General features: G+C 62.9%; 18 protein-coding genes. 7 read left to right on the top strand and 11 right to left on the bottom strand.

What is annotated here, in order from left to right; all coding sequences use genetic code 11:
* The first annotated feature begins 6 nt into the window (after nt 1-6).
* The 3 genes from QCM77_RS15020 (at nt 7) to QCM77_RS15010 (ending at nt 3,133) form a co-directional block, all read left to right on the top strand.
* The gene (locus QCM77_RS15020; RefSeq protein ID WP_279659803.1) at nt 7-855 is read left to right on the top strand and encodes an MBL fold metallo-hydrolase; all 849 of its coding nucleotides are present in this window, start codon (nt 7-9) and stop codon (nt 853-855) included.
* 73 nt (nt 856-928) lie between these two features.
* Nucleotides 929-2,503, top strand: coding sequence for an isochorismatase family protein (locus QCM77_RS15015; RefSeq protein ID WP_279659804.1), 1,575 nt, complete (start codon nt 929-931; stop codon nt 2,501-2,503).
* Nucleotides 2,504-2,506: 3 nt separating this feature from the next.
* Entirely contained in the window at nt 2,507-3,133 is a 627-nt protein-coding gene (locus tag QCM77_RS15010; RefSeq protein WP_279659805.1) for an FMN-dependent NADH-azoreductase, read from the top strand.
* Nucleotides 3,134-3,156: 23 nt separating this feature from the next.
* On the opposite strand, the gene QCM77_RS15005 is transcribed toward QCM77_RS15010, so the two are convergent.
* Genes QCM77_RS15005 through QCM77_RS14980 form a run of 6 tightly spaced genes read right to left on the bottom strand, consistent with a single transcriptional unit; the run spans nt 3,157 to nt 9,022 of the window.
* Nucleotides 3,157-4,206: a LacI family DNA-binding transcriptional regulator gene (locus QCM77_RS15005; protein WP_279684081.1), complete on the bottom strand. Its 1,050-nt coding sequence runs from the start codon at nt 4,204-4,206 to the stop codon at nt 3,157-3,159.
* The gene (locus QCM77_RS15000; protein ID WP_279684080.1) at nt 4,203-4,847 is read right to left on the bottom strand and encodes a ThuA domain-containing protein; all 645 of its coding nucleotides are present in this window, start codon (nt 4,845-4,847) and stop codon (nt 4,203-4,205) included. Before QCM77_RS15000 ends, QCM77_RS15005 begins: the two co-directional genes overlap by 4 nt.
* 10 nt (nt 4,848-4,857) lie before the next feature.
* The gene (locus tag QCM77_RS14995; protein ID WP_279684079.1) at nt 4,858-5,955 is read right to left on the bottom strand and encodes a Gfo/Idh/MocA family protein; all 1,098 of its coding nucleotides are present in this window, start codon (nt 5,953-5,955) and stop codon (nt 4,858-4,860) included.
* A 22-nt stretch (nt 5,956-5,977) separates the two neighbouring features.
* The gene (locus QCM77_RS14990; RefSeq protein ID WP_279659809.1) at nt 5,978-6,826 is read right to left on the bottom strand and encodes a carbohydrate ABC transporter permease; all 849 of its coding nucleotides are present in this window, start codon (nt 6,824-6,826) and stop codon (nt 5,978-5,980) included.
* The gene (locus QCM77_RS14985) at nt 6,819-7,760 is read right to left on the bottom strand and encodes a carbohydrate ABC transporter permease (RefSeq protein ID WP_279659810.1); all 942 of its coding nucleotides are present in this window, start codon (nt 7,758-7,760) and stop codon (nt 6,819-6,821) included. The genes QCM77_RS14990 and QCM77_RS14985 overlap by 8 nt, the downstream gene beginning before the upstream one ends.
* A 2-nt stretch (nt 7,761-7,762) precedes the next feature.
* Nucleotides 7,763-9,022 (bottom strand): extracellular solute-binding protein, encoded by a 1,260-nt coding sequence (locus QCM77_RS14980; RefSeq protein WP_279684078.1) that lies wholly within the window; start codon nt 9,020-9,022, stop codon nt 7,763-7,765.
* A gap of 166 nt (nt 9,023-9,188) precedes the next feature.
* Between QCM77_RS14980 and QCM77_RS14975 the strand changes: the two genes are divergently transcribed.
* Complete coding sequence (locus QCM77_RS14975) at nt 9,189-9,947, top strand: SDR family NAD(P)-dependent oxidoreductase (RefSeq protein WP_279684077.1); 759 nt, start codon at nt 9,189-9,191, stop codon at nt 9,945-9,947.
* Nucleotides 9,948-10,055: 108 nt separating this feature from the next.
* Here QCM77_RS14975 and QCM77_RS14970 read toward each other — a convergent pair whose 3' ends face one another.
* The 3 genes from QCM77_RS14970 to QCM77_RS14960 form a co-directional block, all read right to left on the bottom strand.
* Nucleotides 10,056-11,204, bottom strand: coding sequence for an ABC transporter substrate-binding protein (locus QCM77_RS14970; protein WP_279684076.1), 1,149 nt, complete (start codon nt 11,202-11,204; stop codon nt 10,056-10,058).
* 929 nt (nt 11,205-12,133) lie between these two features.
* Nucleotides 12,134-13,159, bottom strand: a complete 1,026-nt coding sequence (locus tag QCM77_RS14965; protein WP_279684075.1) for a glycoside hydrolase family 5 protein — start codon at nt 13,157-13,159, stop codon at nt 12,134-12,136.
* A complete protein-coding gene (locus tag QCM77_RS14960; protein ID WP_279684113.1) occupies nt 13,156-14,466 on the bottom strand; it encodes an O-antigen ligase family protein in 1,311 nt (436 codons plus the stop codon). The genes QCM77_RS14965 and QCM77_RS14960 overlap by 4 nt, the downstream gene beginning before the upstream one ends.
* Nucleotides 14,467-14,695: 229 nt before the next feature.
* Here QCM77_RS14960 and QCM77_RS14955 point away from each other — a divergent pair, with 229 nt between their 5' ends.
* Entirely contained in the window at nt 14,696-15,832 is a 1,137-nt protein-coding gene (locus tag QCM77_RS14955; RefSeq protein ID WP_279684074.1) for a GNAT family N-acetyltransferase, read from the top strand.
* 30 nt (nt 15,833-15,862) lie between these two features.
* On the opposite strand, the gene QCM77_RS14950 is transcribed toward QCM77_RS14955, so the two are convergent.
* Complete coding sequence (locus QCM77_RS14950; protein ID WP_279684073.1) at nt 15,863-17,086, bottom strand: FAD-dependent oxidoreductase; 1,224 nt, start codon at nt 17,084-17,086, stop codon at nt 15,863-15,865.
* Nucleotides 17,087-17,553: 467 nt separating this feature from the next.
* On the opposite strand from QCM77_RS14950, the gene QCM77_RS14945 reads away from it, so the two are divergent.
* A complete protein-coding gene (locus tag QCM77_RS14945; RefSeq protein WP_279684072.1) occupies nt 17,554-18,900 on the top strand; it encodes a lipopolysaccharide biosynthesis protein in 1,347 nt (448 codons plus the stop codon).
* A 54-nt stretch (nt 18,901-18,954) separates the two neighbouring features.
* Here QCM77_RS14945 and QCM77_RS14940 read toward each other — a convergent pair whose 3' ends face one another.
* Nucleotides 18,955-21,048, bottom strand: coding sequence for a GumC family protein (locus QCM77_RS14940; protein ID WP_279684071.1), 2,094 nt, complete (start codon nt 21,046-21,048; stop codon nt 18,955-18,957).
* Nucleotides 21,049-21,331: 283 nt separating this feature from the next.
* Between QCM77_RS14940 and QCM77_RS14935 the strand changes: the two genes are divergently transcribed.
* Nucleotides 21,332-22,507, top strand: coding sequence for a glycosyltransferase family 4 protein (locus tag QCM77_RS14935; protein WP_279684070.1), 1,176 nt, complete (start codon nt 21,332-21,334; stop codon nt 22,505-22,507).
* Nucleotide 22,508 lies beyond the last annotated feature (1 nt).

Raw genomic sequence — 22,508 nt, 5'->3', positions numbered from 1 at the left:
GACGGAATGCCGCTGGAGATCAAGATCCTCGACTATGGCGATATCGAACTGGAATCGAGCTTTCTGGTTCTCGGTCACAATTGCGGCCGGACGCGCCGTGTCCTCACCCTCGGCTTCCTGATCCTCGGCGGCCCCTACCCGGTCGTGGTCGACACCGGCTACCGCTCCAACCAGATCATGGAGACGCTGGGCATGCGCGGCCTGCAGTATCACGAGCACATGATCGAAAACCAGCTTGCACGGCACGGCGTGCGCATGGGCGATGTGCGCTTCGTCTGCCACACCCATCTGCACATCGACCACGCCGGCAAGGACGATCTGTTCCCGATGAACACGACCGTCGTCGTCAACCGCCGCGAGCTTGAGTATTCCGTGTCCGGCTTGATGCATCCGCAATATCCGGCGCCGGATATCAAGCATCTGATCGACCGTCTGCACACCAAAAGCGCGCTGCGCTTTCTCGACCTCGAGATCACGGGTCCTATCGAGCTGATGCCCGGCGTCTATTGCGACGCCGCGAATGCGCACACGGAGGGCTCGATGAACATCATCGTCGAAACCGCCGACGGCATCGCCACTATCTGCGGCGACGTCATCTATGATTTCAACGACCAGATCGTGACGCCCTTCAACGAGATCCACGACTGGGAGCCGCGCACCACGGGCAACCACGGTACCACCAAGCGCGCGGAGAAAGCCGCCATCAAAAAGCTGCTCAGCAATTCGCGCTATCTGCTGCCGGTCCACGACCGTCCCGCCAAGATCGAAGGCGGCAACGTCGTCGGCCGGCTGCACGACCACGTCCCTGGACCGATCGTGCAGTCCCTGCCCCAGCGCAACTGGTTTCCGGCTTGAGGCTTTTATCTGCGCATGATCTTTTCGGCAAAACCGCTCCACTTTGCCGGATCATGCTCTTGAGGATCGACCGATGACGCACGTCACCTTGCGCTCCGAATTCGAGACCCTGATCGATCCTTACGCGCCAGTCGCGCAGCTCGGCACCGGTTTTGACTTCACGGAGGGACCGATCTGGCATCCGGTCGATCATTACCTGCTGTTCTCGGACATGCCGGGCGACGTTCGGCGGCGCTGGGATGCGCGGCGCGGCGTCGCCGAGGTCAAGCGTCCGTCGAACAAATGCAACGGCATGACCTATGACGCCGAGCTCAATTTGATCGTTTGCGAGCACGCGACATCCTCGTTGATCCGCGAGCGGCCGGACGGGCGGCGCGAGGTGCTGGCCTCGCACTTTGGGGGACAGGAGCTCAACAGCCCCAACGACGTCTGCGTGCACTCCTCCGGCGCGATCTATTTCTCCGATCCCTGGTATGGGCGCATGCCGGTCTACGGCGTCGAGCGGCCAAGGCAGCTCGGCTTCCAGGGCGTCTATCGCGTCGTGCCCGGCGCCGAGCCGAAGCTCGTGGTGGACCGCAATCTGTTCGATCAGCCGAACGGGCTGTGCTTCTCGCCGGACGAGAGGCTGCTCTATGTCAACGACACCGTGCAGGCACTGATCCGCGTGTTCGATGTCAATCCCGACGGTTCCCTGTCGACCGCGCGGGTGTTCGCGAGCGGCATCCGCTCCGAGCTCGAGCCCGGCTTGCCCGACGGCATGAAGTGCGACCAGCACGGCAATGTCTGGGTCACCGCGCCCGGCGGGGTGTGGGTCTATTCGCCGGGCGGCGAGCTGCTCGGCAAGCTCCGCGTGCCTGAACTGGTCGCCAACCTCGCCTGGGGCGGCCCGGATTTCCGCACGCTCTACCTGACATCGACGCACTCGGTCTACGCCATTCCCACCAAGGTCGGCCCGCGCCACGAGCCCTATATGAGCGGCAAGCGAGGCAGCGGCACTGCAGCCGGCGGCTCTGCATCCGCCGCACCCGTCCTCGCCGACGGCGAGATGCAGCTCGACCCGCGACGCTGTGCCATGATCATCCAGGATCTCCAGAACGACGTCATCATGGACGGTGGCGCGTTTGCCGATTCCGGCGCGCCGGGGCATGCCCGCCAGCAGCACGTCGTCGAGAATGTCCGCCGCCTCGCGGAGACCGCGCGGGCGCGCGGCGTCGCCATCATCCATGTCTGGTTCGTGGTCGAACCGGGCGCGCCCGGCGTGACGCTGAATGCGCCGCTATTCGAGGGTCTCGTCGACAGCAAGGCGATGGTGCGCGGAAGCTGGGGGGCCGCACCGGTGTCAGGCCTCGAGCCGCGACCCGGCGATTTCGTGGTCGAGAAGGTGCGAATGAGCGCCTGGGAGGGCACGCGGCTCGAAACCATCCTTAAAGCCACCGGCCGCGACATGATCATCAACACCGGCGCCTGGACCAACATGTCGGTCGAGCACACGGCGCGGACCGGGGCCGACAAGGGCTACTTCATGATCGTCCCCGAGGATTGCTGCTCGACCATGAATGCCGACTGGCACACTGCATCGATCAACTTCGCCATGCAGAACGTCGCCGTCGTGACCAAGGCCGATGCGGTGATCAAAGCGCTGGGATGAACGGTGGCAAAGCTCCTGCACCTGTCCTGCTCGCCCCGCGGCGACTCCGAGTCGAGCGCCGGCGCGCGCGTTTTCCTTGACGGTTTTAGCCGAGCCCGGCCCGACTGGGACGTGGACGTTATGGATCTCTGGCGCGAGCGCCTGCCGGAATTTTCAGGCCCCATCGTCGAGGCCAAATATGCACGGATGAAGGCGCAAGCCTTCAACGACGCGCAACGGGACAGCTTTGCGGAGGCCGAGCGTATGGCGCTCCGCTTGGCGCTCGCCGATCGGGTGCTGATCTCGACGCCGATGTGGAACTTCAGCATTCCCTATAAGCTCAAGCAATGGTTCGACGTCATCGTCCAGCCCGGGCTCACCTTCCGGTTTGACCCGTCCCTGGGATACATCCCGTTATTGAAGGACCGGCCGACCATCGTCGTCATCGCCAGTGGCAGCGATTTCGCCACCGGAATGAACCGCGGGCGCATCGACATGGCAACGCCTTACCTGCGCGAGATTTTGCGCTTTGTCGGTATCAACAATGTCCGCTTCATTCCGATCGGGCCAACCATCGGACCGCAACAGCCCATCGAGGCTGCCCGCGAAAGAGCTCATCAACGCCTGGCCGCAATGGGCGCGAGCTTCTGATGCACTCCGCAGGCGACTCGACGTTACGGTAGATTATCCCGCAGAAAAATGTCGATACGGATACGCTCCTGGTCGGGGCTGATGGGTTCACCCGAACAATGCGCGAGCAGAACTCGCGCCGCAGACCGTGCCTCGTGGCCGGGGTCCTGGTTGATTACGGCATCGAGCGTGCCGCGGACCAGGAAACGCCGCGTGTGCTGGGTCAGCTCATGGGCAATCCAGACCACCTCGCGCGCGCGTCCCGAGGCCTCGAGCGCGTCCGCAATGCCGCGGTTTCCGGCACCGCAGCAGTATATGCCGCGGAGATCGGCGTGACGTGCCAGCAGCGCAGCCGTGAGCTCCCGCGTGCGCTCGCTGTCGTCGCGGCCCTCGATCACCGATAGCCCGAGCAGGTTCGGATACTCGCTGGACAGGATCTGGTGGAAGCCGTATTGCCGCTCGGTGTGATCGCGCAGCGACAATGATCCCGCGATCACGACGACCGTCCCCTCGCGGCCAGTGAGAAACCGTCCCATCAGCGTAGCAGCCGTGCGGCCTGCGGCCGGATTGTCGATGCCGACATAGTGCAGGCGGCGCGAGCTCGGCGCGTCCGACACAAGGGTCACCACTGCGACCCCGCGTGTGGCGAGCTCGTCGATCGCGGCGCGAACCCTGGGATGATCTAGCGCGATGACGGCGACGCCCTGATAGGCGGGCGACAGGTTTTCCAGCGCGGCGGCGAGTACATCCGGATCGAACACGTCGACATGGAGGATATCAATGAAGCCACGCTGGCCGGCGAGCCAGTCCGCGGTGCGCTGGACCTGCTCGGTCAGGTTGGTCATGAAGCTGTTGCTACCGGTCGGCAGCACGAAGGCAAAGCGGAACGTCTGCCCGCGGGCAAGCCGAGCGGCCGCGACATCGGCACGATAGCCGAGTTTTGCCACCGCGGCCTCGACGCGCGCGACGGTCTTGGCACGAACGCCCTCGCGCCGGTTGACGACGCGGTCGGCGGTGGCGAGCGAAACACCCGCCGCGCGCGCGACGTCTTCAAGCGTGGCGCGAATCACCGGCCGGGTCGCAACAGCCGTCATTCGCGCGCTGCCCACAGCATGCCGCGCGTCATCAACGTTCGGATCTCCGGTACGTCGAGCTCGTAGGCGCGGTGGCCGAGCGAGCAATAGAACACCCTGCCCGCGCCGTATCGCTTCTTCCAGACCACAGGCATCACCACCCCGTCGATCCAGGGCGCGTGCTCGCCGGTGAAAGTCGTCGTCGCCAACACCTCGTTGGCGGGGTCGACATGCATGTAGTATTGCTCGGAACGATGCTCGAAACTTTTCAGGCCCTTCATGATGGGGTCATCCGGCTTCGTCAAGTCGACCCTGTAGTCGATGATGTTGCCGGGATGCGCAACCCACTGCCCGCCGCACAGGAACTGGTAGTCGACGGAATCGCGGAACGCGTCGCCCATGCCGCCGTGATGGCCGGCGAGCCCGACGCCGCTACGCACTGCCGCGCAGAGATTGAGCGCCTCCGCCTTCTCGATCTTCGACATGGTGTAGATGGGGATGATCAGCGACAGATCATGAATTGCGGGATCGGCGAACGCCGCCGTCGTGGTTTCGGTCCGCACCTCGAAGCCTTCCGCCTTCAGCCAGCCGCGGATCATCGAGGCACAGAGATCGGGATCATGTCCCGGCCAGCCGCCCCATACAATCATTGCCTTGCGCATGTTTCTGTCCTCAGTCGATCTGTCCGGTTTCGCGCCCGGCCGGCAGCATCGCCGGCCGCTCGACGCAGCTCTCGATCTTGACGCGGCGTCCTTCGTCGGCGGAGGTCTGGAACGCCTCCATCACCTCCAGCACATGGAAAGCGAGCGCGCCGCTAGCGCGGTGCGGCCGATCGTTCAGGATCGCAGAGGCCATGTCGGCGGCGCCGATGGAACGGAACTCACCGTCGACATGACCGTGAGTCAGCGGCACCGGCTCCCATTCACTGCCGGTCTTCGCAACCTGCACCTCGCCGCCGAAGCGGTTCGGATCCGGCACCAGCATGCTGCCTTTGTCGCCATAGATCTCGATCGGCGCGTGCCGGTGCTTCGGCACATCAAAGCTCATCGCGATCGAGACGAGCGCCCCGCTCTCGAATTCGAGCGTGCCGGCGACATGGGTCGAAACTTCGACCGGGATCAGCGTGCCGTTCATCGGCTGGCTGGTGACCAGCCGCTCGGATTTCGGGCGCGCGGTCGAGCCCATCACGCTCGCGACCGGGCCGAGCAGCTGCACGAGATCGGTGATGTAGTACGGGCCCATGTCAAGCATCGGCCCGCCGCCGCGCAAATAGTAGAAACCCGGCGCCGGATGCCAGCGCTCGTGGCCGGGGCAGCCGAAGAACGCGCTGCCTCCCACAGGCGTGCCTATCGCGCCATCGTCGATCAGCTTGCGCGCGGTCTGGTGCCCACCGCCGAGAAACGTATCGGGCGCGCAGCCGACGCGAAGGTTCTTCTGCGCGGCGAGATCGATCACCTTGCGGGCTTCCGTGACGTCGATGCCGAGCGGCTTCTCGGAATGAACGTGCTTGCCGGCGTTCAGCACCGCGAGGCTGACGTCGGTGTGGGCGAGTGGCACGGTGAGGTTGATGACGATCTCGACGTCGTCTCGCTTGAGCAATTGATCGACCCGCATCGCCGGCAGCCCGAAGACGGCGCCCTGCCGCTCCGCCACATCGCTGCGCATATCGGCGAGCGCCTTGATTTCCATCACCGGGAAGCGCTGGGCTGCCTTCAGATAGGCAGTGCTGATATTGCCGCAGCCGATGATTCCGACGCCGACTTTTCTCATTGTGATCTCCGTGAGATATCGCTCATCCCTTGACCGCGCCTGCGGTGAGACCTGCGACGATGTGTTTCTGCGCCAGGAGGAAGAGAATGATCGTCGGCAGGATGGTAAGCGTGATGAAGGCCAGGATTAGATGCCACTCGGACGAATACTCGCCCTGATAAACCATGATACCGAGCGGCCAGGGATAGAGCGCGTCGGTATTGAGCATCACCAGCGGCAACAGATAGGCATTCCAGCTGTTGACGAAGGTGATGGTCCCGACGGTCGCCAGGATCGGCCGCGATAAGGGCAACGTCACATAGCGGAAGAATTTGACATAGCTGCAGCCGTCGACTAGCGCGGCCTCCAGCAGTTCGTAAGGGATGTCCTTGAAAAAACGCCGCAGCAGCAGCACGCTCATCGCAAGACTGAAAGCCACCTGCGGCAGTGCAACGCCAAAATAGGTATCGAGCAAGCCGAGATCGCGCACCTTGATGAAGAGCGGCAGCACCGCGGTCGCGGCCGGAAACAGCAGGCCGAGCGTCAGGTAGCTCAGCAGCATCGAGCTGCCGTAGAACTTGATATGAGCGAAGGTGAACGCCGCCATCGAGGCGACGATCAGGGTCAGGGCCACCGTGAGGGTCGAGATGATCAGCGAGTTGCGCAAGAGCTGCCAGTAGCGCCCGGAGAACAGGATGTCGGCATAGTTCTGCCACTCCCAGTGACGTGGCAGGCCGAACGGATTGACGCGCAGCTCGCCGAGCGATTTGAAGCCGCCGAGCAAGGTCGCGAGCAGCGGCACCAGCACGAACACGGCAACGACGGCGAGGAACACCGCCTTGAACAGCACGGCGGCATCGAACGGCGAGCGGTTGGTCTCGGTGCTACTCATCGCGCATGAACCATCGCTTGTACGTGAACGCAAAGGTCACGCAGATCGCGAACAGAATGACACCGATGGCGCTGCCATAGCCGACCCGCATGCGCGAGATGCCATTGTTGTAGAGAAAGCTCACCATCGTGTTCGAGGAGTCCGCGGGCCCCCCGCGCGTCAGCGGCATGACGAGGTCGAACAGCTGCAGCGAGCCGACAATGGCGAAAAACACGGAGAGCCGGATGGTGGGATAGAGCAAGGGGATGACGACATGGCGCAGGGCTTGCGACCGGGTCGCGCCGTCGATGCGGGCTGCCTCGATCAGGCTCTTGTCGAGGCTCTGAAGCGCCGCGATGAAAAGCATCATGTGGAAGCCAAAGTACTTCCAGACGATCACGATCAGCACCGCCAGCATCGCCGTGTCGGTCGAGGCCAGCAGATGCGGAGGCTCGGCGCCGAAGGTGCGCCAGATCGAGGCGACAAGGCCGTAGTCGCCGTCATAGACGAAGCTGAAGATCAGCCCGGTCGCGATCTCGGCCAGGATATAGGGCATGAAGAACAGCGTGCGCAGCGCCACCGCGCCACGAAAGCGGTCGGCGAGCATCAAGGCCAGCGTGAGCGCAAGCGGCAGCTGGATGGCGAGCGAGACAGCAATGATCAGCCCATTGTTGCGTAGCGCGAGCCAGAAGGCGCGCGTCTCCAAAACGAAGCGGTAGTTGTCGAAGCCAATCCAGTTGCTCGGCCTGCCGAACCCGTTCCAGTTGAAGGCCGAGTACCAAGCTGCTTCGCCGATCGGCAGCACAACGAACAACGTGAACAATAGCAGCGCCGGCGGCAGGAACAGGATGAGCACCGTGAGCCTGCCGTCCCAACTCGGTCCACGGACCGTGACCTGCTGGACCATCCCGCCGGCAACGCCCATCGCCGACACGCTCGCGGTCCGCCGCGCCACCGTCAGTTACCCTGCTTCCAGGCCGCCTGGATCGCCTTGGCGGCGTCTTGCGGGCTCATGCTGCCGCCGGCGATCTCGGCGGTGACGTCGTTGACGACGCGGCCGACCGACGGGCCGAGGCTCTGGTCATAGAAGTTCTGGTGGTAGTTCGACTTCGCCAGATTGGCCGCGATCAGCTTCATGAAGGAGTTGTTGAGGCCGACGTCTGCGCCCTGCACCACCGGGATAATGAAGTTGCCCGCGGCAAGCCGCGTCTGCACCTCCTTGGAGACGAAGTATTTCAGGAAATCGACAGCCTCCTTCGGCGAGCCCTTTGTAATCAACCAACCGGTGATGCCGCCGAGCGTATCGGTCGGCGCGCCCTTGCCGCCGGTCACGACCGGGAAGTCGAACCAGCACATCTTGTCTTCGTTCAATCCGACCTTGTCAGCGGCGAGAGCGCGCTGCAGATGATAGACTGTGCTGATCGCGAGCGTCATCGCCGCCTTGCCGTCGCCGAAATAGCCGATGGCCTGCGGATTCTTGAAACCGAGGAAGCCATTCTGGAACGGCTGGAGATCGACGAGTTGCTTGAACAGCTCGCCGGATTTCTGGAAGGTCTGCCCGGCGAAGCCGCCGTCCTCGCCGCGCAGCGCCGCATCGAACGCCGCCTTGCCGCCGATGCGCACCGCAAGATGCGTCCAGTAGAAGTGCAGCGGCCATTTGTCGGCGCCGCCGACCACGATCGGGGTCACGCCGGCAGATTTCAACGTCTTCACGGCAGCAAGCAGATCGTCCCAGCTCTTGATCCCGGCAGGGTCGACCTTCGCCTTGGCCATCAGCTCCTTGTTGCAGAGGAAGCCGACCTGCGAGAGCGCTGTGGGCAGACCAAAAACACGGCCGTTGCTGGTGAAGGCGGCGAGCGCCGCCGGTGTGAGACTGTCGCTGTAGCCCTTCACAGAATCAGTGATGTCGTCGAGCACGCCGGCCTCGATCTGCGTCTTCAGGACACCGCCGGCCCAGCTGTAGATGATGTTCGGCCGGTCCTTGGACTGCAGGATGGTCGGCAGCTTGGCCTTGTAGGCCTCGTTCTCGAGGAACTGCATCTCGACCTTGACGCCCGGATGCGCCCCCTCATAGGCGCGTGCGACCTCCTCCCAGATTTTGACCTGGGCCGGATTGGCCTCGATGTGCAGCCACTTTACCGTCGTTTCGGCTGCGGCGAGGTCCGCTCCAAGCAGGCATGCGACAACGGCGAGTCCCAGTTTCCCGAGCAGTCTCATCACATTCCTCCCAACGGCTCTTATTCTTTGGCTGCAATCCTGCCTTCGATTTTTGAGGTACGCAACTAAAATTCTGATCTATGCACCTCACGAGAGGAATCGCTAAAGGTTATTCGGTGAGTCGGGCGGCGCGCCGCACTGCCCGTAATGCAAATCGAGGGTACCCATGGCTGCCGTTTATTCCGATCTTGCCGGCAAGGTCGTTCTCGTCACCGGGGGCGCATCCGGAATTGGCGCTGCGATCGTGCAGCGCCTTGCACAGCAGAAATCCAACGTCGTGTTCTTCGACATCAAGGCCGAAAAGGGCCAACACCTGGCACGCGAGCTGTCGGATCAAGGTCTCCGCGCACATTTCATGCGTGTCGACTTGACCGATATCGCCGCGTTGCGCGCCGGCATCGCGGAGGCGCGCAACATGCACGGCGCGATTGACATCCTCGTCAACAATGCCGCGCATGACGAACGGCACAAGACCGAGGAGATGACGCCGGAATATTGGGACAACCGCATCGCGGTGAACCTGAAGCACCAGTTCTTTGCTGCGCAGGCCGTGTTGCCGGACATGAAGGCGGCGAACGCCGGCGCCATCATCAATTTCGGCTCGGTGTCGTGGATCGCCGGACAAGGCGGCATGGCCGCCTACACCGCCAGCAAATCAGGCGTGATCGGTCTCACACGCTCTCTGGCCCGCGATTACGGCTCCTACAATATCCGCGTGAACGCGATAGCGCCGGGATGGATCATGACTGAGCGCCAGCTCGAGAAATGGATGACGCCACAGGGAGAGGTCGAGCTGATGCAACGGCAATGCCTGAAGCGCAAGCTTGGACCTGACGAGGTCGCGAAGTTCACCGTCTTCCTCGCTTCCGACGAGGCCTCCGCCTGCACGGCCCAGCACTACATCGTCGATGGCGGCTGGGTCTGAGGCAAGCGGCGGCACGAGCGCCTTCGTGCAGTGCTTCCGCGGTCCGTTGTCGGACGGTCCCAGCTTCTGCGCGATGACGCATCGGTAGGGACGCCGACTGGCGCGCCGCTACCTTGCCAGGCGGAACCTCCCGCCTTCGACCTTGATCAGAAAGGCCGAACGTTCATCGTAGCCGTTGTGGTCGGCCTTGCTCATGTTCGACAGCCCATTGTTGAGATAGACGTCCTGCCCGCGCTCGAGTGCGTCCCGCAGAGCCGCGCGAAATTCGGCCGTGCCAGGCTTCGCCGTTTTCAGCGCATCCGGTGCAGCTTTTCCGATCAGCGCGACGACATCCCAGAGGTGAGCCGCGAACATGTTGGGCTTCTGCCCGTTCGCCGCCTCATACGCGGTCACGAACTCCTCCGTCGAGCGACGGAACGGATCTCCTGTGGGAAGATCGCCAGCAATGGTAAAAGCCTCGCCTGCGAATACGGCACCTTCGACGTTCGCGCCCCCTAGCTTGATGAACTCCTCACTGGCCACGCCGTGTGTTTGAAATATCTTCCCAGCGTATCCGCGCTCGCGAAGCGCCTGCTGCGGCAAGACAGCCGGAGTTCCTGCGGAGGCAATGAAGACGGCATCGGGATTGGTCGACATCACCTTCAGCGCCTGACCGGTGACGCTCGTGTCGGCTCGCGCATAAACCTCATGTGTGGTTACGGTCAGCCCCAGAGCGGGCGCGAGGCGGCTTACCTCCTTGTAGTAGCCTTCGCCGTACCCATCCGAAACGCCGATATAGCCGAGCGTCTTCACGCCTGATTTCGCAATATGCTTGAGGATGGCGGCCGCCATGAGGTCATCATTGGGAACGACCTTGAAGGCCCAGGCGCGCTTCTCATCCATCGGTTGAACTATCGCGGTAGCGGCAGCGAGCGACAGCAGTGGCGTCTTCGATTCGAGCGCGACATCCAGCATCGGCATGGTCACCGGGGTCAGAGAGGAGCCGACCAGCACGTCAACCTTGTCCTGGATCACGAGCCGCCGTGCATTCTGGATCCCTTTGGTCGAATCCGACTCGTCGTCCAGGGCAATATAGGTCACCTTCTCTCCACCGATCTCTTTCGGAAGAGCTGCAACCGTCCTGAGCTGCGGCTGCCCCAGCGCGGATCCCGGGCCGGTTGCCGAAATCACAATTCCAATTTTGATTTCCGCGTTCGCCGTATTTCCATAAAGGACGCATGCCACAAGCATCCAAGCTCGCGCGAAACCGATCTTCATGTTCTGTTCCCCCTTGCCCGCTTTGATGCGTCCGCCGGCTGTATTGGGCGCCAGAGCGAGCAGTGCTCCCCTACGAGGCACCGTCGCTCCTCAGAAGGATGTCGTCCGACATACGCGCGTCCTCCTGCGGTCCCAAGCAACCGGTGGACCACCCTAAGTGGATCAATGCTACGTGTCTGTCCCTAGCGTTAGGGACAAGACATCGGTGGCCAAGCAGAATTTTGAGGTGAGCGGACGCACCGCCGCGTTCTCGCGGCGCAATTCGCCCGAGTTTTATTTCGTCGCTCCACCCTCAAATCCAAGAGGGTGCAGGGAAGGCCGGGTGCCGGCTGGCACCCGCGGTCCGCTGCGCAAAAGCACACGCAGAAAAACCGCACAGCAGCATACAGGTGTAGCCAAATCACTCGGCCTTCCCTGCGCAGTGGCTTTACGGCTTATGCCGTGCTCTCCCGGGAGCCGAGTTCCTTTTGGCCTCCCTCGCCCTCACAGAAGTCGCCGACATCGCGCCGGTTGACACGAATGCCGCCTCCGCAAGAGCTTGACCGTAGCAACGACGGCCAGGACCACACGGTTTTGCCGTACGCACGGCTCGCTTGCTCACCGCATTATCTCCCGGCGTTGTCGACGTTGCCGGAAGAATGCTGACGAGACGAACCTGACAGCGCCGTCCGTCCGCACGAAGCCTCGGGCTCACGGAGAGCAATCCGCCCTGCCCTTAGCCTCTCGCGCCCGACGCTGCCGCGTCCACCGCAAGCCCGGCTCGCGAAAATGACGACATATGATCGCCCCTCAAGGTCGAGCCGGGATGGGCGACACATACGCCGTTTCCGAATTTCGGTAAAGTGGAATATTTTTGCGGAGAGGGGTTGACGGGATGGTGGGTGTTTTGCCCGACGGGTCCCAGCGCGACGGAGTCGGGGGCGCCGACTTCACCGCGACGGCGGAATCAGGGCGCGGAGGATGTCCGGCTTCCAGGCCTGACGCGCGCTGTCGAAGGCCGCGAAGTCGTGATCGAACTGCCAGTAGGCCCATGCCCAGCCCAGCCTGTCGGCGCTTCTCGCCACAAACGACAAATATCGCTGGCGAGCCTCGGATGGCGCCCGCTCGTACACTCCGAACTCGCCGAGATAGACCGGGCGTCTCTCTTTCTCCGCCCATACGCTCATCTTCTTGAAATCGGCGGCCGCCTTCGCTTCGTCGTCCGGGCTGCCCCAATCCAGGGGCCCGATCCGCGAAAACGTTGGAGACCACGGCGCGCCCTGATGGGTGAACCGTATCGGCGCGTAATAATGAAACGTGACGATGAGATGCCTGTCGTCGGCCGGCAGAACCAGCTCGTCGACAGGGATCTCATCGGTGTTGAGAACGGCGGCAATGACCGGCCGTTCGGGATTGGTGCGGCGGATGATGCCGAGACATTCATTGAGGAGCGAATTCCAGCTGGCGGACGTCATCTCTCCACCGGGCTCGTTCAACACCTCGAAGACGAGCGCCGGATATTTGCCGGCATAGCGCTCGGCGATCTGCCGCCAGAACGCCTTGAGCTTCTCGGCGCATTCGGAAACGTCGCGCTGACAAAGGTGGGTATCGTGCTCATCGACGATGGGAACGAGTTTCCTCGCGAGAACATCCTCGATGACGGCGTCAAGCCGCCTCAGGACGATCTCGTCCAGGACGTTCCCCGGGCCCATGAACTTGAAGCCGAAGAAATTGATCCTGACGTGCGAGAATCCGGCCTTCTTGATCGCGGTCAAATTGTCCAGGCGAAACGGCGCGTTCTGGCCGCCTTCCCAGATTCCATCGTAGCCGAGAATGTTGATGCCGCGACCCAGTTTTGGCGTGTCGCGGGAGGCGGCCTGCTCGGCTCCATGGGCGTGGGATAACAGCGATGCAAGGAAAAATGCCGTTGCTGCGAGATTGAAGCCTCTCGGCCAACGGGCGCGCATGGCGGTCATCCTGCTTCCATTTGTCGAGACTGGAATTCCGTTGGTCGCACCGGTCTGCACGTCGCGAAGAAAAGCCCCACCAGGAGCACCGATGTGAACATCGTCGAGCGAAGGAATGTCGTCTCCGTAAAATTGGTCTGAAAGCTGAGGACGACAAAGCCGATGATGAGGGCACAGTGCGATCGGTCGATCGTGCGAGCGGAAATCAGATGGAGGATCTTGTGCGAGAACAGCAGGACGCTCGCGGCAAAGAGCGTGTACCCCAGAAATCCCGTTTCCATCAAGATCGTGATGTAGCCGCTGTGATAATTGTCGAGGACCCAGCCGTGGTTCTGTTCGAAATAATCGTAGATCGACGGGATCGTCCAGAAGCCGTTGATGCCGAAACCAAGCAGCGGCGCGTCGTCGAAATGGCTTATCGCGTAGTGCCAGATGAAGGTCCGTTCGGTAAAATCGATACTGGCGTCGCCGATATGGATGGCGTCGTATCCCGTCGCATAGAAATACAGGATCAGAAGGCCGGCCAGAATGCACATGACGAACGGCAGGAGCGCATAGAGCCTCATGCAGCCGACCGACCACATCGAGGTCACGAGCATTGCGCAGGCAGCGAGAGCGACAGCACCGGCGCCGCGCGATTCCGACGCGAGGACGCATGTTGACGCCAGCAGGACTACAACGAGGAAGGCCAGCCACCCCTGCCCCGTCATCTTTCGATAGCAGGCAAGGAACATCAGATACGCGCCGACGAAGCCCAGAGTCTGCTTCGATTCGTAGACGCCCTGCCACTGACCGTTGTGCATCCAGCTGTGGTCTATCCCGATGTCGGGTACGGCAACCGCACAGAAAGCCGATGCGGCGACCAATATGAAGAGCCCATTGGCCGTCGCCCTCACGACTTCGTCCAGGTCGACGCGCGTGACGAGGCAAAATGCGCCGAACGTCGTCATCGCAAGCGCCGCGCTCTTCATGATCGCTGCGACGCTCAGGCTGGACCAGAACACCGAGACGACGGCGAAGCCGTAGAATGCGACCAGCGCCACCAAATCGGGATTGACCTGTAACCGCAGACGCGGCCGCACGAATGCACTTGCGTAGATCAGGACGCCCCACATCAAAAGCGCGACGGCCTGTTGCAGAAAGCTCAGCTCCGCCGGCAGTAGCGCGGCGTTGAAGATGCCCATCGACGCGACCACGTTGACCGTGATGGAGCAGCTGATCGCGGTCCTGGCAATCCTCTCAACGCCAACGCTGCGCGTCGTCCAGATCGCGCTCCCGGGTGCCCCGGAATCCACCTCGGTCTGCAGGCTGGCCATGACACGACCTTCCTTAAGCGCGGTTAATAATTCGCTAGCGCCGGCCGAACTCCACGCCGCGAACCCGCTCGGGGCGCGAAAATTTAACGGTTTGGTAACGATGCGAGCCCGGTTCGATGCATTAATGCAAATCACACGCCGCCGGTGTCTCGCCCGTAACGACCCTGCTATAAAGCGAAAGATCCGGCTCGATCGACCTTCCCGGCTTATCTGGTTTCCCAGGTTGCGCATGAACAGACCCAGCAACACGTTCGACATCGCCATCGAGCAGGGGTTCGACTTCCTGTCACCGGACTACGCTGTGCTGTTTGACGACTCGGCCGCCACCGCGTTCCAGCATCCGCTCTGGCTTGATAGCCTCTACACCGGGCTCGCGTCGCATGCAGGGGCAACTCCTCTGGTTGTCGTGGTCCGCCATCGCACGACAGGCACCCTTGCGATGGTGCTGCCCTTGCTACGGGTCCGGCGCGGTCCGATACGGACCATCGAATTCGCCGACCTCCGCGTCTCCGACTATCTGGCGCCGGTGTGCAGCCCACAGTTATTTTCCGAGCTGCTCAAGGACGAGAGTGCGTGCGCAGAGATTCAGTGCCTCGTCCGCCCGTTCGATCTGCTCCGAATGACCAAGCTGCCCGACGGGCGGCTTCCGATCGAGAACCTCCTGGCTACGCCCCGCCGCGTAGCGATGGACACCAATGCCTACGCGACCGTTCTGGTCGCGCCGTTCGAGCAATGGCGCGCCCGTGCGATGGACCGCTCCTATCAGAAGGAGCTCGCAAAGAAATACCGGCAGCTCCAGAAGAAGGGCGGCTTGAGTTTCTCATGCTGCAGCGACAGCGCCTCCGTCCTCGACGCGCTGGACGTGATGAGGAAATTTCGCGGTCCGCGCTTTCAGGCACAAGGCGACGGAGATCTGCTCCAGCGTCCCGAATATTACGGCTTCTATTCCGACGTGGCGCTCCGCGGTCTCGGCTCCTTTGTCCGGCTCTATGCCATGAAGATGGACGGCGACGTCATCGCCGCCGTGCTCGGACTCTGCCATCAAGGCAGCTTCCTCGTCATCATGAGCGCCTTCGACATTGCCGGATACAAGAGCCAGTCCCTCGGCGCGCTGATGTTCGAGCAGGTCGCGAGAGATTGCATCGAGCGCGGAGATCAGATGCTCGATTTCACCATCGGCGACGAGCCCTACAAGAAGCTGTTCGGCGCGCAGCCGTCGCCAATGTGGGCGGTCACACAGGCCGGCAGCAGCACGGGCGCCATTTCCTTGTTCGCACTGAAACAGGCGCCCTGGCTCAAATTGGCCGCCAAGCGAATGTCGGAGTTCAGGCTCCTGCCGACCCGCACCTCGACGCCCACGCGCTGACCGGCGCGAGATGCCGACGGAATGCGGCTCTCAGGCGCGTAGCGCGCTTCGAACATGCGCGAGCCAGCCCGGCCGCATTTGATCGACCCGGTGGGTGATACTGCGGCGCAGGAAGTGCAGCCGCCGCCGCACGTCCCAGCCGATATCGTTGCGGGACGTCAGGGCCTGCCGGAAGCGCGCCATCTTCAGCGACTGCTGGTCCGCCGCGACCTTGTCGGGATCGGAATAGAATTCCGAAATCTTCTCCTTGCTCATGCCCTCGGTCATGAGCCAACGCGGCGCATATTCGGTGCAAAGGCGCTCGACGTCGACCAGCAGGCGGGCGACGCCCGTGCCGGCGGCGGGGCAATTGGTCTGGAACGCATCGCCGATGAGCACGACGCCGGGCTGGAGATGTCCTTCCACGACGGACAGGTCCATCACCCAATTCTGCACCCGGTCGGTCACGCGGAAATCGCCGAGATAGGGCCGCAATCCCGGCAGCAGGCGCAGAACCGTCGCTTCCGGTTCGCGGCGCAGCTCGCGCATGATCGGATCGGTCGAGTCGCGGAACATGAAGAGATTTGCGCGCATGCCGGCACGCACGGGAAACAGGCTGAGATAATCAATGCCGTCCGCCGTACGCTGGCCGTAGCAGGTCAGCGCCTCGAAATCGAACGGCGCGCCGTCCCGGCGGGCGATCGTGAAGCCGAACGAAACCGAATGGCGCTCGGCCACCACGCGCCGCTTGATGCCGAGCTTGTAGCCGAGAACGCCCGCCATGCCCGTGGCCAAAACAACGAGGCGTGCAGTTACGCGCCGTCCGGAAGCGAGCTCGATATGCTGGACATCGTCGCTGCAGTTGACTGCCGTGACCTCGTCGACGATCAGGCTGGACGGATCAGGCAGCTGACCGCGCGCCATGGCGACGAGATCGGCATAGGGAAGCCCGTAAGCCCGGCCGAGGCTGACATCGACCACCTTGCCTTCCCTGATATTGAGCACCTGATCATATCGGCAGGCCACGTTGTCGAGCGCGTTGAGGAAGCCAAGCTTGCGGAACATCTCCAACTGATGGCCGCCTATTTTCTCGACCCGAAACTCGTCGGGATAGATCGCGCGCTTGTCGATCAAGGCGACGCGGTGCCCTGCCCGCGCGAGCACGGCCGCCGCGAGCGAGCCCGCAAGACCACCGCCGACGATGGCGATATCCGCAACGATCGTCGAAGTGCCGGCTGCGGCAATCGGCTCGGTCACGCTTCTATCCGCCGTCATGGTCCAGGCTCCCACGGTCAACGATGGTTGCACGTGCAATTCTCTCGCCTGATGTCGCATCGCAGGACCAAACGCGATCATTTCTCGATATCTCGGTTAATGCAGCGGAGACCTGCCCGGCTTGACGATATCCGGCACGCACCTTGCTAAGGATGCCCCGGCAAACTCCGGTCTCGGGTGACTCGGCGGCCATTCCCGGCGAGACAGTCCGCATTCAAGCGGCTCATCTCGCCTTCATTGGCCGTCGATGCGGCGCTATGCCGCCACGCGATCGGGCTGCACTTTGCTCTATCTGGGACAAATGGGGTCAGCGATGTTCCATAGTGAAGCAACAGGCATGGCTGCGACGTCGTCGCGGTCGGCAAGATCCTGGAGGCCGCCCATTAACACTCGCGGTTTTTCGGCATGCTAGGCTGTCGCCGGTATCGAAAAATGTCTCTTCAGGGGGAGTTGCCCCTTAAATCTCCATGATCAAATCCATCGTCCAGTTCATGCGGCGCGACGTGACGCGCGGTGTTGCCGGAACCATCCTCCTCAAGGTTGGTAGCGGCGCGCTTGCGTTTGCGTTGTTCTCACTCGCGGCACGAACGATGTCGCCCGATGGGTTCGGCATCTTTGCGACCTGGCTTTCGGTGGCCCAGATGGCAGCGGTCGTGGGGCTGGTCGGCCAGGAATCGCTGCTGGTGCGATTTCTGAACGAGTATCGGGTGGGAAATCAGCCCGATCTCACGAAAGGCGTGCTGCTATCGAGCCTCAAGATTTCCTCCATCGCGATGCTGATTGCGATCGGCGCAATCGCGATCGGCGCTGACATCAGAGGCAACTCATGGCTGCTGGTTCTCGCGGTGTCGGCCTACACCGCCGTGAATGCAGGGCTGATGCTTGGCAGCCAGATCGCACGCTCGCTGGTCAGCATTCTCATGGGAGAAGGAAACAGGGAATTCTTCTGGCGCGTCAGCGTCGTGCTGTTTCTGCTCGCAATCATGTCCGGCCACCGGCAGCTCGATCCCGCCGAATTGATCGCCGTGATGACGATTGCCATGTCGGTCGGGCTGGTCGCACAGACCATCGCGATTGCGCGAGCTCTGCCGGATTTCCGCGGCACGGCGGTACGTTCCGAGACGTCGCGCTGGAGATCGAGCGCGCTTCATTTCTGGGTCGCATCCATCCTCGAAGCCGCGAACCAGTATTTCGACGTCATTCTGGTCTACTGGATGCTGGATCCGGCAACCGCCGGAATTTATTTTGCCGCTTCGCGCCTGGCCAACATCTTCGCCATGCTGTCGGCTGCACTGTACAGTTTTGGCGCGCGGCGGCTGCCCTCGCTGTACTTCAGCAAGAACCACCAGGAATTCGAGCGAACGCTGCGGCTCATGGCGGAAGTGACCGCGTTGTGCGTGGTCAGCGGACTTCTCCTGATCTGGATTGGCGGTCCCCATCTTCTCAACCTGTTCGGGCCGCATTTCGCCGCGCAGCACTGGGTCCTGATCGTGCTCGCGATCGGAACGGCCTTCCAGGCGGCGGGCGGTCCATCTGCGGCGATATTGCAGCTGACCGGCTACGAGCGTGAGTATGTCCCTGTCGTTGCCGCGAACGTGGCGCTGCGGCTCGTCGGATTTCTCGTCCTCATTCCCTGGCTCGGCGTGCTTGGCGCCGCGATCTCGGCCACTGTGTCGCTGGCGCTCGCGACCATCGCCCTCAACATCCTCTGTCGCCGGCGAACCGGGGTCGATCCGTCAATCCTGGGGCTTTTGCGCTTCTCGGCATCGAAGCGCGGCGCCTACGCAGTCCGCGGCGCGGACTCCGGCGAATAGACGGCTGCTCAATCAGGGCAATTGCACGGCTCGGCAATCCATTACCGCGTGGCGTCAGCCAGCCAGTCCGAGCACTTCGCTGCGACGAGGCGCCGACGGGTCGGCCGGCACACGATTGACGACGATGCCGGTCGGCACACCGACAAACCGGGAGAGCGCAGCAATCGCCCTGCGCATTGCGGCCGAATCGACCGCGTCTTCGCGAGCGACCAGGATGACAAGATCGGCGTGAGCAGCCAGCGCCGCGGCCTCCGGCTGCAAGGCCAGGGAGGTGGCGTGGACGACGATCAGATCGAACTCCGAACGAATATCGTCCGCGGGCGGCGGCTCGGGCCTCTTGCTGGCGCTCAAGAGCTCTTCGACGCTGCGAGAGTCCGCGATGGTCATGCCGTCAGCCTGGCCCTTGGCGAGGCCAGCGCCGACACCGCCGAGGTCCGGCTCGACCCTGATCAGGACGCTCAGCTTCCCCGTGTTCAGCGCCCATCGGTTCAAAGACCGCGCGACGGTGTTGCCGCCGGCCCGCTTCCCGACCGACATCACGAGGACGACCTTGCCACGAGGTCCCGGCACCTTCTCCAGCCGCTCCAGCAGCGGACGCAGATGGGGACCGAGATCGAGTTCGGTCGTCGCGGATACCGGACCCTGCCAGATGTTTCTGGGGATTTCGCCAGGCCTCAGGTCGGGAATGCGGGCCCAGACGGGCGGACGTGACCACGTCGCGGGCTGGCGCGGAGCCGGTTCGGGGTCGCGGATGTCAGGAGCGGAACTGTCCGATCCGCGTCCCGTGGCGGCAACGACCGCCGTCGATGTCAGCAGCGAACCGATCGCAAGAGCGGCGAGCAGCAAGGACAGCGGTGGAAGGGTCGAGCGCAGCGGCGGAATGGCCGACGACGCAATCTTGGTCTGAGAGCTCTGCAACAGGCGCTGCTCGTTCGTCGTCTTGGAGCGCGAGAGGAACTGCTCGTAGATGTTTCTGTTGGCCTCGGCGTCGCGCTGCAGCTCCTGGAGCCGGACCAGCGCCTGACCGTCGACCAGAAGCTGCGATTCCGCCGCCTTCATCTGGCCTTCCAGCGCCTTCTGCTGCTCGCGCTGGGCCTCGTATTCCGATTTTGCGGTGTCGATGCCCTTCGTCCGCTCGACCTCGATCTGCCTGTTGAGATCGGTCAACTGGCTGTACGACATGACGAGGTCGGGATGGCGATCGCCGAACACAGCCCGCTTCTGCGCAATCTGGTCATTGAGTGCCGACCGCTGTGCGCGCAGAGCGCTCAGGAGATCCTGCTTGACGGGGCTCTCGACATTGGCCTTCACGTCGCGCTGCGCCTGCTCGTAGCGGGCCTTCGCTTCTTCGGTCCGGGCGCGCGCAGCGGCAACCTGCTGCGACAGTTCGGTGACCCGCAATTGCTGGGTGGTGGAATCCTTGCCCGCGTTGACGATCCTGTGCTCGAGCTTGAACGTGGCAACGGCGTCCTCTGACGTCTTCAACCGTTCGTTCAATGATTTGAGCCGGCCACTGAGCCAGTCGGCGGCCTCGTCGGTCGCATCGGTGCGGCTGCGGCCCTGGCTGGCGACGAACGCCTCGGCGATGGCATTGGCATAATAAGCCGCCCGCTCCGGCCGGTTCGAGGTGAAGCGGATGGCGATGACATAGGTCAGCCCGCGACGGGAAATGTCGAGGCGGTTGCGGAATCTCTCGAGCAGGCGTGCGGGGTCGGTATGTCCCCCGGAAATGTCCTCGTCATCCCGAATCTTGAGCTGCTCGATCAGCGGCTTCAGAAAGCCGTCGGACTTCGCCACTTCGACCAGGCTTTGCAGCGCGGCGCTATCCTGCCCGATGCCGGGCAGAACGTCCTGCTCCGTGGTCACGCGTTGCTCGCGGGGATCGACCACGACCAGCGCGGTCGCTGCAAATCGAACCGGGATCACCAAGAGAACGATGACGCTAAGAGCAAAAATCGCGAGAGCGAGCGTCAGGATGCGGCGAGCGTTGTCCCGCATGAAGGAGAGCGCACCCGCGGCCGTGAGCGCACCGCCCAAGCGTGCGGCGGTTTCACGAGCCTCGCCGTTCGGCGCGTTTTGAGTCTGCCACGACGCGGCGACACCGGTCGATCCGGAGCTTGTCGGGTCTGCGCGGCGACCGAACGTCATGGATTTTACTCGGATTCAACTGGCGAACACTGTTCAGTGGCCTACCCCAACGTAAATATCTATGGTTAATCGGCGGTTACCCGCGCCTCACCCGACCATGACCAATTGGTTAACGCGCTCGCTTGCTTTGTTCGGGAACCAGCGGAATTCTCTCGCGAACGGTGCCCTTCCGGCCGGCCGCGCATTAACTCCGTTTATTGCTAGTCGGTGTCCGCGCGATGCCCGCATGGTAGGTACGGGGTTAAGAAGGTGAACATTTCGTTTCATCAGCGGGGCGGGACACGTGCTCCATTACCAGCCAAACAAGGCATTGGGCGAGACGGCTGCGACAGCACTCCCGCCGGCCAACGGCGGCGAACGAAAGCCGCACGTGCTTCTCGTACAGACCCAGGCCGAGAACGCCGGTGCGCAGGAGATCTCGCGGCTGCTTGGCGCGGGGCTGACCGCCCGCGGCTATCGGGTCACCAATCTGTTCTTCTTCCGCAAGTCGGATTCTTTCGATGAACCGCCCGACACGATCTATTGCGCCTCGAGCCGGCCCGGAAATCCGCTGGCGCTGCTGCAAATGCTGTGGACGCTCGGCCGCCATATCCGGGCCACCAGACCCGACGCCGTTCTGACCTTTCAGCACTTCGGCAATGTCATCGGCGCCGGCGTGGCGCGCCTCGTCTGCCGCGCGCCTGTTATCGCCAATCAGGTTTCATCGGCGCTGTCGATGAGCTGGCCGGTCCGTACGGCCGACATCGTCATGGGCAGCCTCGGCTTCTTCGACCGCATCACGCTCAACTCGCTGGACATGCAGCGCGAGTATTCGCGATACCCGAAGGCCTATCGCTCGCGCATGGTGCATGTCCCGCACGGCTTCGACGACAAGGCCCTCACCCTGCCGAAGCAGGCTGCGCGACAGAAATTCAATCTGCCGCCGGATCGCATCCTGCTCGGCTGCGCAGCAAGATTGCACCCGCACAAGCGGCTCGATGCGGCGATACGCCTGTTGCCGGATCAACCATCCTGGCACCTCGCACTGGCCGGCCAGGGAGCCGACGAGGCCCGGCTGAGGCAGTTGGCGGATGAGTTGAAAGTATCGGACAGGCTGCATCTGCTCGGCGAAATCACCCCGCGCCAGATGGCGGAATTTCTCGCCGCTCTCGACGTGTTCGTATTTCCGACCCAGGCCGAGACCTTCGGTCTGGCCGCTGTGGAGGCCGCAAACGCCGGCGTCCCCTCGGTCGTCACCGATCTCCCGGTCTTGCGCGAGGTGTTGTCGTTCGAAGGAAAACCGACAGCGCTGTTCGTCGATGCCTCCGATCATACCAAGCTGTCGGCGGCCGTCTCCAAGCTCCTGACGGACCAACAACTGAGCGACGAACTGCGACAAAACGCCAAAGGCCTGAAGCTGCGCTATTCAGTGGACGCCATGGTGGAGGAATACGTTCGAATTCTCGGCCAGATCATTTGAT

This window comes from Bradyrhizobium nivariense (genome assembly GCF_029846695.2).
Classification (GTDB): Bacteria; Pseudomonadota; Alphaproteobacteria; order Rhizobiales; family Xanthobacteraceae; genus Bradyrhizobium.
Note: the sequence above shows the minus strand (reverse complement) of the source record. Positions and strands in the feature narration are given on the sequence as shown.

What these genes read in the sequence shown, in the direction of transcription:
- QCM77_RS14990 (WP_279659809.1), bottom strand. Translation starts at nt 6,826, where the DNA reads ATGAGTAGCACCGAGACCAACCGCTCGCCGTTCGATGCCGCCGTGCTG.
- QCM77_RS15000 (WP_279684080.1), bottom strand. Translation starts at nt 4,847, where the DNA reads ATGCGCAAGGCAATGATTGTATGGGGCGGCTGGCCGGGACATGATCCC.
- QCM77_RS14980 (WP_279684078.1), bottom strand. Translation starts at nt 9,022, where the DNA reads ATGAGACTGCTCGGGAAACTGGGACTCGCCGTTGTCGCATGCCTGCTT.
- QCM77_RS14945 (WP_279684072.1), top strand. Translation starts at nt 17,554, where the DNA reads ATGATCAAATCCATCGTCCAGTTCATGCGGCGCGACGTGACGCGCGGT.
- QCM77_RS15020 (WP_279659803.1), top strand. Translation starts at nt 7, where the DNA reads ATGCCGCTGGAGATCAAGATCCTCGACTATGGCGATATCGAACTGGAA.
- QCM77_RS14975 (WP_279684077.1), top strand. Translation starts at nt 9,189, where the DNA reads ATGGCTGCCGTTTATTCCGATCTTGCCGGCAAGGTCGTTCTCGTCACC.
- QCM77_RS14970 (WP_279684076.1), bottom strand. Translation starts at nt 11,204, where the DNA reads ATGAAGATCGGTTTCGCGCGAGCTTGGATGCTTGTGGCATGCGTCCTT.
- QCM77_RS14995 (WP_279684079.1), bottom strand. Translation starts at nt 5,955, where the DNA reads ATGAGAAAAGTCGGCGTCGGAATCATCGGCTGCGGCAATATCAGCACT.
- QCM77_RS14940 (WP_279684071.1), bottom strand. Translation starts at nt 21,048, where the DNA reads ATGACGTTCGGTCGCCGCGCAGACCCGACAAGCTCCGGATCGACCGGT.
- QCM77_RS14960 (WP_279684113.1), bottom strand. Translation starts at nt 14,466, where the DNA reads ATGGCCAGCCTGCAGACCGAGGTGGATTCCGGGGCACCCGGGAGCGCG.
- QCM77_RS15015 (WP_279659804.1), top strand. Translation starts at nt 929, where the DNA reads ATGACGCACGTCACCTTGCGCTCCGAATTCGAGACCCTGATCGATCCT.
- QCM77_RS14955 (WP_279684074.1), top strand. Translation starts at nt 14,696, where the DNA reads ATGAACAGACCCAGCAACACGTTCGACATCGCCATCGAGCAGGGGTTC.
- QCM77_RS15005 (WP_279684081.1), bottom strand. Translation starts at nt 4,206, where the DNA reads ATGACGGCTGTTGCGACCCGGCCGGTGATTCGCGCCACGCTTGAAGAC.
- QCM77_RS14965 (WP_279684075.1), bottom strand. Translation starts at nt 13,159, where the DNA reads ATGACCGCCATGCGCGCCCGTTGGCCGAGAGGCTTCAATCTCGCAGCA.
- QCM77_RS14950 (WP_279684073.1), bottom strand. Translation starts at nt 17,086, where the DNA reads ATGACGGCGGATAGAAGCGTGACCGAGCCGATTGCCGCAGCCGGCACT.